At 61.8% G+C, this 14,991-nt stretch carries 14 protein-coding genes and 1 pseudogene; 4 read left to right on the top strand and 11 right to left on the bottom strand.

Annotated features, from left to right (window positions below):
* Positions 1-29: 29 nt before the first annotated feature.
* From ACZ9DP_RS27375 to ACZ9DP_RS27335, 9 genes and pseudogenes are all read right to left on the bottom strand, one after another.
* Positions 30-1,214, bottom strand: a complete 1,185-nt coding sequence (locus ACZ9DP_RS27375; RefSeq protein WP_039844585.1) for an MFS transporter — start codon at positions 1,212-1,214, stop codon at positions 30-32.
* Positions 1,215-1,445: 231 nt separating this feature from the next.
* Positions 1,446-1,907, bottom strand: coding sequence for a DUF983 domain-containing protein (locus ACZ9DP_RS27370; RefSeq protein ID WP_476204151.1), 462 nt, complete (start codon positions 1,905-1,907; stop codon positions 1,446-1,448).
* Between the two features lie 109 nt (positions 1,908-2,016).
* On the bottom strand, positions 2,017-4,389 hold the full coding sequence (gene rnr / locus ACZ9DP_RS27365; protein WP_476204150.1) for a ribonuclease R: 2,373 nt from the start codon (positions 4,387-4,389) through the stop codon (positions 2,017-2,019).
* Positions 4,390-4,391: 2 nt separating this feature from the next.
* Positions 4,392-7,052 (bottom strand): type I DNA topoisomerase, encoded by a 2,661-nt coding sequence (topA, locus tag ACZ9DP_RS27360; RefSeq protein ID WP_476204149.1) that lies wholly within the window; start codon positions 7,050-7,052, stop codon positions 4,392-4,394.
* Between the two features lie 506 nt (positions 7,053-7,558).
* Positions 7,559-7,708 (bottom strand): DprA-like winged helix domain-containing protein, encoded by a 150-nt coding sequence (locus ACZ9DP_RS27355; protein ID WP_476204147.1) that lies wholly within the window; start codon positions 7,706-7,708, stop codon positions 7,559-7,561.
* 34 nt (positions 7,709-7,742) lie between these two features.
* Positions 7,743-7,982: pseudogene (locus ACZ9DP_RS27350) on the bottom strand (DNA-processing protein DprA); the annotation flags it as partial.
* Position 7,983: 1 nt separating this feature from the next.
* Positions 7,984-8,604: a glycerol-3-phosphate 1-O-acyltransferase PlsY gene (gene plsY / locus ACZ9DP_RS27345; protein WP_476204146.1), complete on the bottom strand. Its 621-nt coding sequence runs from the start codon at positions 8,602-8,604 to the stop codon at positions 7,984-7,986.
* 177 nt (positions 8,605-8,781) lie between these two features.
* A complete protein-coding gene (locus ACZ9DP_RS27340) occupies positions 8,782-10,074 on the bottom strand; it encodes a dihydroorotase (protein ID WP_476204145.1) in 1,293 nt (430 codons plus the stop codon).
* The gene (locus tag ACZ9DP_RS27335) at positions 10,071-11,012 is read right to left on the bottom strand and encodes an aspartate carbamoyltransferase catalytic subunit (protein ID WP_022714860.1); all 942 of its coding nucleotides are present in this window, start codon (positions 11,010-11,012) and stop codon (positions 10,071-10,073) included. The genes ACZ9DP_RS27340 and ACZ9DP_RS27335 overlap by 4 nt, the downstream gene beginning before the upstream one ends.
* Positions 11,013-11,190: 178 nt before the next feature.
* Here ACZ9DP_RS27335 and ACZ9DP_RS27330 point away from each other — a divergent pair, with 178 nt between their 5' ends.
* Entirely contained in the window at positions 11,191-12,840 is a 1,650-nt protein-coding gene (locus ACZ9DP_RS27330) for an acyl-CoA dehydrogenase family protein (RefSeq protein WP_074067469.1), read from the top strand.
* On the opposite strand, the gene ACZ9DP_RS27325 is transcribed toward ACZ9DP_RS27330, so the two are convergent.
* Positions 12,734-13,060 carry a type II toxin-antitoxin system VapB family antitoxin gene (locus ACZ9DP_RS27325; RefSeq protein WP_476204144.1) on the bottom strand — a complete coding sequence of 109 codons (327 nt, stop codon included), beginning with the start codon at positions 13,058-13,060 and terminating at the stop codon, positions 12,734-12,736. The genes ACZ9DP_RS27330 and ACZ9DP_RS27325 overlap by 107 nt on opposite strands.
* Positions 13,061-13,199: 139 nt before the next feature.
* Here ACZ9DP_RS27325 and ACZ9DP_RS27320 point away from each other — a divergent pair, with 139 nt between their 5' ends.
* From ACZ9DP_RS27320 to ACZ9DP_RS27310, 3 genes are all read left to right on the top strand, one after another.
* Positions 13,200-13,859, top strand: a complete 660-nt coding sequence (locus tag ACZ9DP_RS27320; protein ID WP_476204142.1) for a TetR/AcrR family transcriptional regulator — start codon at positions 13,200-13,202, stop codon at positions 13,857-13,859.
* A 120-nt stretch (positions 13,860-13,979) separates the two neighbouring features.
* Positions 13,980-14,150 (top strand): hypothetical protein, encoded by a 171-nt coding sequence (locus tag ACZ9DP_RS27315; protein ID WP_194729429.1) that lies wholly within the window; start codon positions 13,980-13,982, stop codon positions 14,148-14,150.
* Positions 14,147-14,473, top strand: a complete 327-nt coding sequence (locus ACZ9DP_RS27310) for a DUF6105 family protein (RefSeq protein ID WP_476204141.1) — start codon at positions 14,147-14,149, stop codon at positions 14,471-14,473. The genes ACZ9DP_RS27315 and ACZ9DP_RS27310 overlap by 4 nt, the downstream gene beginning before the upstream one ends.
* On the opposite strand, the gene ruvX is transcribed toward ACZ9DP_RS27310, so the two are convergent.
* Positions 14,416-14,904 carry a Holliday junction resolvase RuvX gene (gene ruvX, locus ACZ9DP_RS27305; RefSeq protein ID WP_476204139.1) on the bottom strand — a complete coding sequence of 163 codons (489 nt, stop codon included), beginning with the start codon at positions 14,902-14,904 and terminating at the stop codon, positions 14,416-14,418. The two genes, ACZ9DP_RS27310 and ruvX, sit on opposite strands and share 58 nt — an antisense overlap.
* Positions 14,905-14,991: the final 87 nt, after the last annotated feature.

The raw sequence follows: 14,991 nt of genomic DNA, 5'->3' as shown, positions 1-14,991 counted from the left end.
GCGCGAAACTACGAATCCGGCCCGAAAAGTCAAGCCCGCTTTCGGAGGAAAAGCAGTCTTATGCCGGCCAGCAAGGCATAAAGCCCGAAGAAACAGGCAATCGCATAGGCAAAACCATTGTTTCCGGCAACGTCGATAGCAACTCCGATTGCCTGCGGGCCGGCAACGGTGCCGACGGCATAACAGAAGACGAAGGCGGCATTCGCCGCTGCAAGATCGGAACCTGTCAACCGGGAACCGAGGTGGCTGAGGCCGACGGTGTAGAGGCCGGCAACGCAACCGCCCCAGAAAAGCAGGACCCCTGCCATCATGATCCAGCTATGGGACAGCAGCGGAAGCATCAGCGAGCCGATAAGGCCCATGAAGGCCATGGCGGCAAGCAGCGGGCGCTTGTCGGAAATCCGGTCGGAGAGCATTCCGACCGGGATCTGAAAGATCACATTGCCGATACCCATGACCGTCAGCAGCAGTGCCGCCTGCGATTCGGTGAAGTTTGCGCGGATCGCATAGATCGGGAACAGTGAAAGGCCGCCCGCCTCGACCGCGCCGAAAATGAAGACTGCGGCCGTTGCCGTCGGTACCAAAAAGACGTAGCGCATGAAGTGCAGCTCCGGCTTCTCTTCTAGGATCGGGCTTTCGTGTCGCGCGATAAAGATCGGGATGGCCGCAAGCAGGATCGCGGCTGCGCCAACCAGAAACGGCAGTATGCCGTCGCTGCCGAGAATCGAGAAGAGCAGGGGGCCCGCCGCGAAACCGAGCGAAAGCACTGTGGCGTAGATGCCAAGCACGAAGCCTCGTTTCGTAGGCGGTGAGGCGGCATTGATCCAGAACTCGGACAGGATGAACAGGGTCGTCGTCGCGCCGTGGAATGCAAAGCGCAATGGGAACCAAAGCCAGAAATTCTCGGCGTAGTAAAATCCGAGCGAGCTGAGCGCGGAAATCACCACCGCCCAGAGCATTGTCGGGGCGACCCCGTATTTATGCGCGAGCTTTGTGGTGATCGGGGCGGCAGCCATGGCGGCAATCCCTGCCATGGCCGTATTGAGGCCGATGAGCGTTGAGGGGATACCGCGCTTTTCCAGGATGATGCTGAGAAGCGGAAGTCCGAGGCCGATCGCGATACCGACAGCGGAAATCGACGAGACGGCGGCAACCAGCGACGGCCAATGGATTTCCTCGACATCGCCCGGTGTGCCGTTTCTCGGCTGAGACATGAATCCATCCTTGAATGACTGAAACGAATCGCCCGTTTGTGGCACATAGAAAGACACACGCGTGCCAAATCCAAGTGACGGGTTGTGCTTTACGGAAAGTCCGGTGCCGATGGCAATAGATCAAATAATCCAGCTCGTGATCACTCAGGACTGGCGCTGCAATCCTGCAGCGCCGGCGAGCGTTGCCCACTACACGCGAATTATGTCTGGACGGTGAAGGTGCAGGACTGCTTACGACGAGCGCCCGCGGCCGGGGATATCGTAATCGTCGTGATCGTCGTTCTGGTCGCCGAAACCATGCAGGCGAAGCGCCCATTGCAGGCCGATGACGCCGCCCTTGATCGGCTGGATCGAGACGAGGGCGGTCAGAACGGTGATGGGAGCCCAGATCGCCAGCGTCAGCCAGAGCGGCAGCGGCCAGATCATGTCGGTCATCATGTAGCCGCCGACCACGACGTGGCCGAGAACGAGGATGACGAGATAGGGCGGCAGGTCGTCGGAGCGGTGATGGTGCATGGCCTCGCCGCAGGCGGCGCAATGGTCGACGGGCTTCAGAAAAGCCCTGAAAAGCTTGCCGCTGCCGCAATGCGGACAACGGTTCAGCATGCCGCGCATGATGGAGCGGCCGAGCGGACGCTCGGCCTTTTCTGCGTCCCCATGGCGGACCGGTTGTTCGGTCGATGCGGTGGTCATGATCGTTCCTTTTCGAGCGTCCATACACGCAACGAAGCGCCGCAACCCGCCGCCTGGCGGAGAAGGGACGCTCCTTATTTCAAATGCAGAGCATCCCGAAAAGGATGCCCTATCGCCGCCCCCTTGGCGGCCTTGTCCCGGCCATCATGCGGGCCTGCCGGTTGTCACGGCGGCCTGCCTTGTGGAACGAGCGCACTGCCGTCGGCATGTTGCGTCCTTCGCTTATCATCTCGAAGCGAAGCGCGCCGGCGAGCGGGATCGCTTCGGCAAGCTTTACGGTGACATCGTCTCCGAGACGGTACCCCAGCCCGGTCCTCTCACCCGACAGCGCCTGATGCGCCTCATCGTAGATGAAGTAGTCCGTGCCGAGCGTAGATATAGGTACGAAGCCGTCGGCTCCATAGTCGGGGAGGGCGACAAATAGTCCCGATTTCGTGACGCCCGATACGCGCCCCTTGAACTCTTCCCCGACACGCGTGCTGAGATGGTGGGCGACCAGCCGGTCGACCGTCTCGCGCTCCGCGGCCATTGCACGGCGCTCGAAGGTGGAGATTTCGGCGGCGATGTCGTCGAGCGCGGCCTCTTCCTGCGGTGTGATGCCGCCTTCGCCAAGACCGAGCGAGCCGACCAGCGCACGATGAACGATCAGGTCCGCATAGCGGCGGATCGGCGAGGTGAAATGCGCATATTTCATCAGGTTCAGCCCGAAATGGCCGATATTTTCTGGGCTGTAGATCGCCTGGCTCTGCGAGCGCAGGACCATCTCGTTGACCATCGTCTGATGCGGCGTGTTCTCGGCTTTTGCCAGGATGCCGTTGAAGCTGTTCGCCCGCACATTGCCGCCCTTAGCAAGCGAGATGCCGAGCGTCGCCAGAAATTCGCGCAGGATCTCCTGCTTGGCGAGCGTCGGGCCGTCGTGGACGCGATAGATTAGCACCTGACGCTTCTTCTCGAGCGTTTCGGCCGCGCAGACATTGGCCTGGATCATCATTTCTTCGATGAGCTTGTGCGCGTCGAGCCGCGGCGGCACGACGACGCGGTCCACCGTGCCGTCCGGTTTCAGCAGGATCTTGCGCTCGGGCATATCGAGTTCGAGCGGCTGGCGCCTCTCACGGCCGCGCCTTATCACTTCGTAGGCGTGCCAGAGCGGCTTCAGGATCGGTTCCAGCATCGGCCCGGTCTTGTCGTCTGGCTTGCCGTCGATCGCCGCCTGCGCGTTGCTGTAGGAAAGCTTCGCCGCACTTTTCATCATGATGCGGTGGAACGTATGTCCGGCCTTGCGGCCTTCCTTCGAAAAGACCATGCGCACGGCAAGCGCCGGCCGGTCGACGCCTTCCTTCAGCGAGCAGAGATCGTTGGAGATGCGCTCCGGCAGCATCGGCACGACGCGATCGGGGAAATAGACCGAATTGCCGCGCTTCAGCGCTTCGCGGTCGAGTGCCGAATTGGACCTCACATAGTAGGAGACATCGGCGATCGCCACGGTGATGATCACGCCGCCCGGGTTGTCGGGGGAAGGGTCCGGTTCGGCATAGACCGCGTCGTCGTGATCCTTCGCATCGGCCGGGTCGATGGTGATCAGCGGCACGTCGCGCCAATCCTCGCGATGCGACATCGTCGCGGGCCTGGCCGCATCGGCTTCGTCGATCACCGGCTGCGGAAAGACATGCGGAATGCCGTGCGCGTGGATCGCGATCATCGAGATCGTCTTTTCCGAGGCGACGGAACCGACGACCGACAGCACCTTTGCGCGCGGCAGGCCGAAGCGTCCGAGGCGCGCGATCTCGACTTCGACGAGGTCGCCGTCCTTGGCGTCGCCGGTATAGTCCGGATCGATCAGCATTTCTTCGCCGCGCCGTTCGATCGGCAGCAGCCGTCCAGCGCCGCCGGGGGCGGTGCGGAAAACACCCATGGTCGCGCCGCGGCGCTTGTCGATGATCTTGATGATGCGCGCGGTATAGGCCGGTCCGCCGCGGTCAGCCGCCGGGAAAATCTTCGCCACGACGCGGTCACCCATTCCGGCAACGGGTGTCTTTCCCTTGCCCTGACGTCCGGCAGGCGACGTCTGGCGGATCGCGACGGCAGGCGCAACGCCCTGATCCTCCGGCCATTCCGCCGGCCGGGCGATCAGTTCGCCGTCCTTGTCGCGTGTGGTGATGTCGAGAACGGTTACGGGCGGCAGTGCGCCCGGCCGGATCAGCGACTTCCGTGTCTTCTGCAGCATGCCTTCCTGTTCGAGGTCCCGTAGCATGTGCTTGAGTTCGACGCGGCTGTCGCCCTTGAGGCCGAAGGCCTTGGCGAGCTCGCGTTTGGACGCTTTTTGCGGATGTTCGGCGATGAAGCGCAAAATGACTTCGCGCGACGGCAATGCGCCGTGCACGATGTTCAGCGGTTCGACGGGAGCGGCATCGCGGCTCGCGCGGCCGATCTTCCCCGGGCGCTTGCCCATGGTCTTCGTTCTTTCGCGCGGATTCCTGCTCACTCTCAGCTCTTCTTCGTTTTCGCGGGCGCTTTCGCTTTCGCAGCGGCTTTAGCCTTGGGCTTGGCGGCGCTTTTCGTCGCCTTGCCTTCGGAAGCGGCAGCCTTTGCCTTCGGTTTTGCTCTGCCCTTGGCCGCCGGCGCCTTGCTGGCCTTGGCGGCGATCAGGGCCAGTGCCTCCTCGACCGTGATTGCCTGCGGATCCTTGCCCCTCGGCAGCGTGGCGTTCACCTTGCCCCAGCTCACATAGGGACCATACTTGCCGTCACGAACGGTGATTGCGCCGCCATCCGGATGCTCGCCCAACTCCTTGAGCGCCGCCGGTGTTCCACGTCCGCGGCCGCCCGGAGCCTTGTTCGCCTTCTCGGCAATCAGCGTTACCGCACGGTTGAGGCCGATCGAAAACACGTCCTCGACGCTTTCCAGATTGGCATAGCCGCCGTCATGCAGCAGGAATGGGCCGTAGCGCCCGATACCGGAGGAGATCATCTTGCCGGTTTCCGGGTGCTTGCCGATGTCGCGCGGCAGCGAGATCAGCGCCATCGCCTTCTCGTAGTCGATGTCTTCCGGCTTCCAGCCCTTCGGCAGCGAAGCGCGCTTGGCATCCTTGCCGTCGCCGCGCTGGATGTAAGGGCCGAAGCGGCCCGAGCGCAGCGTCAGCTCCTCGCCGGTCACCGGATCGGTGCCGAGGTTCTTCGGTTCGTTTTGTGCCCCACCTTCGGCTTCTGCGCCGTTTTCGGAGGTGAGCTGGCGGGTGTAATTGCATTCCGGATAGTTCGAGCAGCCGACGAAGGCGCCGTATTTGCCGAGCTTCAGCGACAGGTTGCCGGTACCGCAGACCTGGCAGATGCGCGGATCGCTACCGTCCTCCCGCTTCGGGAAGACGAGCGGCGCCAGCTGTTCGTTCAGCGAGTCGAGCACATTGGTGACGCGCAGTTCCTTTGTATCCTCGATCTGCGAGAAGAAATCCTTCCAGAAATCGCGAAGCACCTGTTTCCAGTTGAGCTCGCCTGCCGAGATCCGGTCGAGCTTCTCTTCAAGGTCGGCGGTGAAATCGTATTCGACATATTTGGTGAAGAAGCTCTCGAGGAACGCCGTCACCAGCCGTCCTTTGGAATGGGGGATCAGCTTGCGCTTGTCGATCGTCACATATTCGCGGTCGCGGAGCGTTGCGAGCGTCGCGGCGTAGGTGGAGGGACGGCCGATGCCGAGCTCTTCCATCTTCTTGATCAGTGTCGCTTCCGAATAGCGCGGCGGCGGTTCGGTGAAGTGCTGCGTCGAGTTGATTTTCTGCTTTGCGAGGTTCTCGCGCGCATTGATCTCCGGCAGGCGGCCGCCTTCGTCGCCTTCGTCGCTCTGTTCGCCGTCTTCCTTCTGGTCGGTGTAAGCCGCAATGAAGCCGTCAAACCGGATGACGGATCCGACGGCGCGCAGGCCGGCCCTCTGGCCATTGTTGTCAGCAGTGATTTCGGCCGTCGTGCGCTCGATTTCGGCCGAGGCCATCTGGCTCGCAATGCCGCGCTTCCAGATCAGGTCGTAGAGCTTGATCTGATCGGCATCGAGGAATTTCCGCACGCGGTCAGGCGAACGGTCGAAATCCGTCGGACGGATTGCTTCGTGCGCTTCCTGGGCGTTCTTCGCCTTGGTGGAATAGAAACGGGCCTTCTCCGGCATGTAGCGCTCGCCGAACTGATCGACGATGGCGCGTCGCGCCGCATCGATCGCTTCGGGTGCCATCTGCACGCCATCGGTACGCATATAAGTGATGAGACCGACCGTCTCGCCGCCGATATCAACACCCTCGTAGAGTCTCTGGGCGATCTGCATCGTGCGCGATGCAGAGAAACCAAGCTTGGAGGAGGCCGCCTGCTGCAGCGTCGAAGTCGTGAACGGCGGTCCCGGGTTGCGCTTGACGGGCTTTGCCTCGACGCTGTCGACGACATAGGCCGCGCCCTCGAGCAGGGATTTCAGCTTGGCGGCGTCTTCGCCATTGGCGATCGATCGCGCCTGCAACCGTTTGCCATTGGCTGCAACCAGCTTGGCCTCGAATTCATCCCCGCGCGGCGTCTTCAGGAGGGCCGAGATGTTCCAGTATTCTTCCGAGATGAAGCGCTCGATCTCGGTTTCGCGGTCGCAGACGAGACGCAGCGCGACCGATTGCACGCGACCGGCCGAACGGGCGCCCGGCAATTTGCGCCAGAGAACCGGCGAAAGATTGAAGCCGACGAGGTAATCGAGCGCGCGGCGTGCGAGATAGGCATCGACCAGCGGTACGTCGATGTCCCGGGGCTCGGCCATCGCGTCCAGAACCGCCTTCTTGGTGATGGCGTTGAAGACGACGCGCTTCACCGACTTGCCGTTCAGCACGCGCTTCTTGTTCAGGACGTCGAGCACGTGCCAGGAGATCGCTTCACCCTCGCGATCCGGGTCGGTTGCGAGGATGAGCCCGTCGGAAGACTTCACCGCGTCTGCGATATCCTTCATGCGCTTGGCCGAGGCGCTGTCGACCTCCCAAAGCATTTCGAAGTCCTGGTCAGGAAGAACAGAGCCGTCCTTGGCAGGCAGATCGCGCACATGGCCGAAGGAGGCGAGCACCTTGTATCCGGAGCCCAGATACTTGTTGATCGTCTTGGCCTTGGCAGGCGATTCCACCACTACAACATTCATCATGATTCTCTAAAAAACTACCGCGCCCGGCGAGGAGAAGAGCGTAATACTTGCCGCCCGAAGAATACCGGCCCTCCGACATGGACAGGGAAATCGTTCCGGTCAAGGGGTTTGCTGAATTTTAGGCGTTACAATCCAATGCAACCAAAGAGAGATTAAGAACGCATTGCAATTTTAGGTATTATGGTTATCGTTTTTCAAGTCGGCCAGGGCTCCTTGCAAGCAGCGGTCCGTAATCGTCCAGAGACCCTTCATGGCGCCCAAGGTTGAAAAGAAGAACAGCGATGGATCGGCCTCGCGGGGAAAAATCGCATCCATCCGCCAGATGCTCGCCGAGTTGCGTCAGGTCGCCGAAAAGGAAGAGGTGGATTATGCTGTGCTGTCTGATCGAGATGGCCTATGTCGAGGCCGGCGAGCTTCACAACCGCATGTAGGAAGCTCAATCGCCCATCGCAAGGGAGACGAGGCAGCCGGGATGCCGGTGCAGCCTTGCGCCGATATCAAGTTCAAGCAGAAACGAGATAGACCGCCGAGACGGAGAGCCCGGTGTGCCGGATGATCGTATCGATCTCGACCGGTGTCGGCCCAGCGCATCGACGATCCTGGCGCGCTCGGGAACATCGGCCGGCAGCATGTCCCTTCCGCCAGCGGGGCACCTTCGATCACGTCGACGAAGGGGTGCCGAATTTGCGCCGGTTCCAGTTCCCGATGCGCCTCGGCTTCGGTCGCGATGCGGGTTGCGCGCGTGGCGCCGCCGCGCGACGAGAGCTCCGAAAGCACCGAGAGCGCGGTTTGCGCGAGCCGAAAATGATGGAGGAGGTCGCGGAAGGTGGGCGGGGCCGACATTGTCGGAGCGATCAGCCGCAGCCAGGCAATCCGTTGCCGTTTCCTCAGCGCAATTCCCTTCGGCCTTGCGCTTGCCGCGTCCATCTTATTTCTTTGCCCCGACCTTGCTCTCCGTCCCACTCATGAGGCGGGAAATGTTGGCCTTGTGCTTGTAATAGGAGATGACCGACATCACGGCCATGACCGCTGCAACCTTCTCGGCTCCCAATATCCACAATGCAACCGGGATGACAAGCATCGCGACCAGCGCCGACAGCGACGAGTAACGGGTGGTAAAGGCAACCGCGAGCCATACGGCGCCGAAAAGCAGAACCATGACCGGCGCGACGCCAAGCAGCGTGCCGATATAGGTGGCAACGCCTTTGCCGCCCTTGAAGCCGATCCAGACGGGGAAGAGGTGGCCGATGAAGGCAAAGAAGCCGGCAATGATGCCCGCTTCCCCGCCAAGGAAATAACCGACGATCCAGGCTGCGGCCGACGCCTTCAGCGCATCGAGCAACAGGGTCGCAGCCGCAAGCTTCTTGTTGCCGGTGCGCAGCACATTGGTCGCGCCGATATTGCCGGAGCCGATGCTGCGCACATCGCCGAGCCCCGCCGCCTGCGTCAGGATAAGGCCGAAGGGGATGGAGCCCAGCAGGTAGCCGATCGCGGCCGCCGCAAGCGCCAGCGGCGGTGTAATCTGCCAGGTCATCAAGTCAGAGATCATTTACTCCATCCCTTTCGTCCAATGGGCTTACCCCTCACCCTGACCTATCCCGGCAAGCGGGGCCAGGGAACCTGCACAGCGGGCCCTTTGCGAAGGGCGAAACGCCGCTGCGAGTCACCTTCACCACGCCTGCGGGGAGAAGGTGCCCGGCAAGGCGGATGAGGGGCAACTCCCACTTTATTCCAATCCGTAAACCAGCTTCCCCGCGACATAGGTCGCGACAGCCCGTCCGCTGAAGCGCGCATCCTCGAAAGGCGTATTCTTCGAGCGCGAGAGAAGCATGTCTTCCGAGACAAGCCAAGGCTCGTCGAGATCGATCAGCGCGATATCGGCTTTGGCACCCGGCTTTAGCGTGCCGGCTTTCAGGCCGAAGATCTGCGCAGGGCGCGTCGACATCGCATCGATCAGCCGCATCAGACTCACCTGGCCGCTGTGGTGGAGGCGCAGGGCCGCTGCAAGCATCGTCTCAAGACCCACTGCGCCATCAGCCGCTTCGCCGAAAGGCAGCCGTTTGGTATCGACATCCTGCGGATCATGCGAAGAAACGATGATGTCGATTGCGCCTCTCGCCAGCGCATCCACCATCGCCACGCGGTCGTCTTCGGAGCGCAGCGGCGGATAGAGCTTGAAGAAGGTACGGTACTCGCCGATGTCGTTTTCGTTAAGCGCCAGGTTGTTGATCGAGATGCCGCAGGTCACCTTGGCGCCGCGGCTCTTCGCAAGCTCGATCGCCTCGACCGACTCCGGTACCGAGATCATCGCCGCATGATACGTGCCGCGTGTCAGCTGCGCGATGCGGAGGTCTCGTTCAAGAGGAATGAGTTCCGCTTCCTTCGGAATGCCCCCGAGACCGAGCCAGCTGGCAAGCAATCCTTCATGCATGACGCCGGTGGCGCCGAGATATTTGTCGCGGGTCTCGCAGGAGATGACGGCGCCGAATTCCCGCGCATAGGTCATCACCCGCCGCAGCACCTGCGTGTCGTGAACGCTGGAACGGCCATCCGTGAAGGCGACGGCTCCGGCTTCCATCAGCAGGCCGATCTCGGTCATCTCCTCGCCGGCCAGATGCTTGGTGATCGCCGCAGCCGGATAGATGTTGACGAGCGCCGTGTCCCTCGCCGTTTTCTTGACGAATTCGACCAGCGCGATGTCATCGATGACAGGATCGGTGTCTGGCATCATGATGATCGAGGTGACGCCTCCTGCGGCCGCCGCCCGGCTCGCCGAAGCGATCGTCTCGCGGTGTTCGGCGCCCGGCTCGCCGATATTGACGCATGCATCGACCAGGCCCGGCGTTGCGACGAGACCGCTGCAATCGCGAACCGTGGCACCTTCCGGCGCCCCCTGGTTCTGCGCATCCTTTCCGGCTGCCGCAATCATGCCGTCCTTGACGATGATCGTGCCGATCTCATCGAGATTGCGCGAAGGATCGATGATGCGAACATTCTTGAGAACGATCGAGTTCGTCATGCCCGCGGCCCCCGGTTCTGAGACACAAGCAAGGTCTCCATCACCGCCATGCGCACCGCGACCCCCATTTCCACCTGTTCGGCAATCACGCTCTGCGGTCCATCCGCCACCTCGGATGAGATTTCCACCCCGCGGTTCATCGGTCCCGGATGCATCACCAGCGCATCGTCCTTGGCAGCTTTCAGAGTTTCCGCATCAAGCCCATAGAAATGGAAATATTCCCGCACCGAAGGCACGAAGGCGCCGGACATCCGCTCGCGCTGGAGGCGCAGCATCATAACTACATCGGCGTCCTTCAGCCCTTCCTTCATCGAGTGGAAGACCTCGACGCCCATCTCCGCGATGCCGGCCGGAAGCAGCGTCGCCGGTGCGACGACACGGACCCGCGCGCCCATGGCATTCAGAAGCAGGATGTTCGAGCGCGCCACCCGCGAATGGAGCACGTCGCCACAGATCGCCACGATGATGCGCGACAGCCTGCCCTTGGCGCGGCGGATCGTCAGCGCGTCGAGCAGCGCTTGCGTCGGATGCTCGTGCTGGCCGTCGCCGGCATTGACCACCGAGCAGGAGACCTTTTGCGCCAGGAGTGCGGCGGCACCAGCGCTCGAATGGCGGATCACCAGCACGTCCGGCCGCATCGCATTCAGCGTCATCGCCGTATCGATCAGCGTTTCGCCCTTCTTCACCGAGGAATTGCCGACCGACATATTCATGACGTCGGCGCCAAGGCGCTTTCCGGCGAGTTCGAAGGAGGCTTGCGTCCGTGTCGAGGCTTCGAAGAAGAGGTTGATCTGCGTCAGGCCGCGAAGGGTCGATGTCTTCTTCTCGCGCTGCCGGCTGATCTTGACGGCCTCATCCGCCTTGTCGAGCAAGTAGGTGATATCCTGCTCCGTGAGGCCTTTTATGCCGATGAGGTGGCGGTGGGGAAAGAAGACCATGAACCTGCCTCTTGCTGTGTCACGCGCTCTATAATGAGTGGCGCGGTGAGGGGCAAGCATGTGCTGCGGACAAAGGCTTACGTCCCCATGCAATTTTGTCGTAAATTCGCTAGAGCTGAAGCGGGAAAGCTCGAACTTCCGCTTTCCCTTTGCCTGTCTCTTGCACTAGAAGCGACTCATGACATCCGCTGAAGAAAAACTCGCCGAGCTGAACCAGCCAAGTCTCTGGTCCGGCATCAATGCCTACCGGTCCGATCCGCTGATCGTCGACTTGACTGCGGCGTTGCCGCGCGGCACGCGCGAGGACCTGGAAAACATGGGCCGCTACGTGACCTCGCCGGAGGCGCAGGAGCTGGCGCGCATGGCAAACCAGGGTACGCCGCAGCTTCGCACCCATGGCCCGCGCGGCGAGCGTCTGGATGTCGTCGAGTTTCACCCGGCATGGCATGCACTGATGCGCCGCTCGATGTCCGTCGGCCTGCATTCCTCAGTCTGGGATCCACAGGCCGATGCCGACGCCAAGGATCAGGCGCACAAGATCCGTGCGGCCCGCTTTTACCTCACTGCCCAGCTCGAATCCGGCCACCTTTGCCCGCTGACGATGACGAGCGCTTCGGTGGCAGCACTCTCCGCTTCGCCTGCCGTGCAGAAGGATTGGGCGCCGAAGATCCTCTCGCGCAAATATGATTCGTCGAACAAGCCTGCCATGCAGAAGTCTGCCGTGACAATCGGGATGGGCATGACCGAGAAGCAGGGCGGCACCGACGTCCGCTCCAACAAGAGCACAGCCGAAAAGATCAGCGAAGGCATTTACCGCCTGTCGGGCCACAAATGGTTCATGTCGGCGCCGATGAGCGATGCCTTCATCATGCTGGCGCAGACGAAGGAAGGCGTGGGCTGCTTCCTGGTTCCGCGCCTGCTGGAAGACGGTTCGGCCAATGGCCTGCAATTCCAGCGCCTCAAGGACAAGGTGGGCAACCGCTCGAACGCCTCCTCCGAAGTCGAGTTCAGCGATACCTTCGGCTTCCTGCTTGGCGGCCCGGATGCAGGCATCCGCACGATCCTCGACATGGTGACGTTGACGCGTCTTGACTGCGCGCTTGCCTCGTCGGGCATCATGCGTGCCTCGCTTGCCGAAGCCGTGCACCACACCCGCGGCCGCAGCGTCTTCGGCAAGATGCTCGTCAACCAGCCGATCATGACCCGCGTGCTGGCCGATATGGCGCTCGACGTCGCGGCCGCAACGGCTCTGTCCTTCCGCCTCGCTGATGCTTTCGACAAGGCCCGCGGCAATGCGGAAGAGGCTGCCTACGCCCGCGTCATGACGCCGGTTGCGAAATACTGGTGCTGCAAGATCGCGCCGGCGCTCATCTATGAGGCGATGGAATGCATCGGCGGCAGCGGCTACATCGAGGAGCGCCCGATCGCCCGCCACTACCGTGAAGCCCCGGTCAACGCCATCTGGGAAGGCTCCGGTAACGTGATGGCGCTCGATGTGCTGCGTGTGCTGACGCGCGGCAAGGATCTCTTTGAAACGGTGTTCACCGGCCTTGCCCGCGATCTCGGCCCGGCCGGCAAGAAGACGATTGACGTCCTTCGCGCCGCAATGGCGCTCTGCGAACGGGACGAGGGCGCGGCTCGTCTGCTGGTTGAACAGCTTGCGCTCGCCGCCGCCGCTGCCGAGCTCTACCGCCTCGGTGCCGGCCGCATCGCCGACGCCTTCATCGAAACGCGTCTCGCAGGCGGCTGGCGGGCGACCTACGGCATGCTCGATTCCCGCTTCGACGCGACCTACATCGTGGACCTGCTTTATCCGCCGGCAGGTTAGGGCAAGATAACACCGCGAGGTACTGCGCATGGGTTCGAAATCTAAATCGTGATGCAACAGGCTGTGACCGCTCCCAGAGTTCGTCCATAGCTTTGCGCTGTGCCCGGCGCCGGATGAGATCTTGCAGGGCTTCCTCGATGGTCGCTTTTTTCGTCGGCAAGCCTTTGAGGCGCATTGCCTGTTCCCTTAGCTCATCATCGATGTCTACATTGGTTCGCATGTTGGCCGCATGTGTATCTTTGGCCGGATTACACATTCGTCCATTTCAAACAATATCCCCAGGCTTTCCGAGACCTGCCCATTGTCGGCAAGCTAAGGCTTCGCTACTCACCGCATAGTGACAGGCTGGGCGATCCGATATGTTGAATGAATCCGCGGTACTTGAAGCTCTTCCGCAGGCTGCAAGCGAAGCCGATAAGCGCGTCCGCGACCGCGGTGCGACCGAAAAGGCGATCCTCAGGGCGGCCAAGGCGCTGCTATCGGAAGAGGGGTTTCAGAATTTCGGCATTAACGCGGTTGCCCGCCGGGCCGGATGCGACAAGCAGCTGATCTATCGCTATTATGGCGGTCTGAACGGCCTTGTCGAAGCGATCGGCGCCGATCTCGGCACCTGGGTCAGGGACCGCATTCCGGAAGATACCGGCGGCATGTTTCTGCTCACCTACGGCGATCTCATGGAGCGCCTGGCGTTGCTTTTCCTCGAGGCGCTTCGCGACGACCCGCTGATGCGCCGCATCGTCGCCTGGGAAGTCTCCGAGAATACGGAGCAGGTGAGGCGGCTTGCCGAATCCCGCTCGAAGGCGCTGTCGCAATGGCTGGAGCGCATGAAGGGCTCGCTGGCGCCGCCGAAGGGCGTCGATGCCGCCGCCGTCAACGCAATTCTCATTGCCGCGATCCAGCACCTCGTGCTCTCGGCTTCGGCAGGCGGCCAGTGTGCGGGCCTTGCGCTGAAGACCCCCAAGGATTGGGAAAAAGCAGCAGCCGCTTTGAAGCGCATCGTTCGCGGCGTTTACGGCTGACGCGGCTTCGTGTCATCCACAGGCGGCGACCCGGCCGTTAACCTTAACGAATGGTTTACATTGCACCCTGCGGGTTAACGGGACAGGGTATCCGCAGTCTAAATCTTAGCTGTCGGAATCATGGGAACCAAAGCTGCCAAAGCCATGCTGCTCTTTGCCGCGATGATGTTTTTCGCGGTGCTTGCGCTGGATATCGCCGTGCCTGCACTGGTTTTGAGCGTCATGGCAATGTCGACATGGGCGGTCACTCCCGACGCGTCTTTGAGCCGGCAGGAAGGGGAGGCCGCATGAAGTGGTTCCTGGTCTTCTGGTTGGGACCGATCGCCTTTCTGGGCGGCTGGTACTGGCTTTCCTACTACGACATGAACTTCGGCATCTTCATGCTGACGCGCCAGGTTCATGACCTGACCTTCCAGATTTACGGCGATGTGCTCGGCGTACCGCCGGAAACCATTCCGCAGCTTGTCGCGCGCGCGATCGCTGTCGACAGCCTCGTCGTCTTCGCCATCATAGGCTTTCGCAAGCGCAGGAAGCTCATTGCCTGGTGGAAGGCGCGTCAGGCCTCGAAATCGTCCGATCTGGTGAGCAGCGAGAGCCTGTCCAGCGCCCCCTGAAGAATGAAGCTGGCGGCGGCCGAATCGATCCGCCCGGCACGTTTGGCGCGCGACACATCCATCTCGATCAGCGCCCGTTCCGCCGCAACCGTCGAAAGCCGCTCGTCCCAATAGACAAAAGGCAGGGCGGTCTTTTGCTCCATGTTGCGCACGAAGGCTCTCGTCGCCTGAACGCGCGGACCGGCCGAGCCATCCATGTTCATCGGCAGCCCGATGACGAAACCGGAGACTTTTTCCTTCGCGGCAAAAGCAAGCAGCACTTCGGCGTCAATCGTGAACTTCTGCCGTTTGATGACCGGCCGCGGCGTTGCGAAACGCCGCCCGAGATCGGACATCGCAAGGCCGATCGTCTTTGTGCCAAGATCTAGCCCGGCGATCGCCTGTCCGGACCGCAACACAGCCGCCAGTTCCTCGATCGTCAGCACCGTCATCGTCGTTCATCCCGTCAAAAGAAATTGAAGCATTGGCCGCTTTTCTTTGTGGCCATACCGGATATGTCCTTAGCATCCAATTCCGCT

The sequence above is a fragment of the Rhizobium sp. USDA 4016 genome (assembly GCF_056279705.1).
The sequence above is the reverse complement of the archived record's forward strand: the minus strand, read 5'-3'. Positions and strand labels throughout refer to the sequence as shown.

What these genes read in the sequence shown, in the direction of transcription:
- ACZ9DP_RS27375 (WP_039844585.1), bottom strand. Translation starts at nt 1,214, where the DNA reads ATGTCTCAGCCGAGAAACGGCACACCGGGCGATGTCGAGGAAATCCAT.
- ACZ9DP_RS27370 (WP_476204151.1), bottom strand. Translation starts at nt 1,907, where the DNA reads ATGACCACCGCATCGACCGAACAACCGGTCCGCCATGGGGACGCAGAA.
- topA (WP_476204149.1), bottom strand. Translation starts at nt 7,052, where the DNA reads ATGAATGTTGTAGTGGTGGAATCGCCTGCCAAGGCCAAGACGATCAAC.
- plsY (WP_476204146.1), bottom strand. Translation starts at nt 8,604, where the DNA reads ATGATCTCTGACTTGATGACCTGGCAGATTACACCGCCGCTGGCGCTT.
- ACZ9DP_RS27340 (WP_476204145.1), bottom strand. Translation starts at nt 10,074, where the DNA reads ATGACGAACTCGATCGTTCTCAAGAATGTTCGCATCATCGATCCTTCG.
- ACZ9DP_RS27335 (WP_022714860.1), bottom strand. Translation starts at nt 11,012, where the DNA reads ATGGTCTTCTTTCCCCACCGCCACCTCATCGGCATAAAAGGCCTCACG.
- ACZ9DP_RS27330 (WP_074067469.1), top strand. Translation starts at nt 11,191, where the DNA reads ATGACATCCGCTGAAGAAAAACTCGCCGAGCTGAACCAGCCAAGTCTC.
- ACZ9DP_RS27325 (WP_476204144.1), bottom strand. Translation starts at nt 13,060, where the DNA reads ATGCGAACCAATGTAGACATCGATGATGAGCTAAGGGAACAGGCAATG.
- ACZ9DP_RS27320 (WP_476204142.1), top strand. Translation starts at nt 13,200, where the DNA reads ATGTTGAATGAATCCGCGGTACTTGAAGCTCTTCCGCAGGCTGCAAGC.
- ACZ9DP_RS27315 (WP_194729429.1), top strand. Translation starts at nt 13,980, where the DNA reads ATGGGAACCAAAGCTGCCAAAGCCATGCTGCTCTTTGCCGCGATGATG.
- ACZ9DP_RS27310 (WP_476204141.1), top strand. Translation starts at nt 14,147, where the DNA reads ATGAAGTGGTTCCTGGTCTTCTGGTTGGGACCGATCGCCTTTCTGGGC.
- ruvX (WP_476204139.1), bottom strand. Translation starts at nt 14,904, where the DNA reads ATGACGGTGCTGACGATCGAGGAACTGGCGGCTGTGTTGCGGTCCGGA.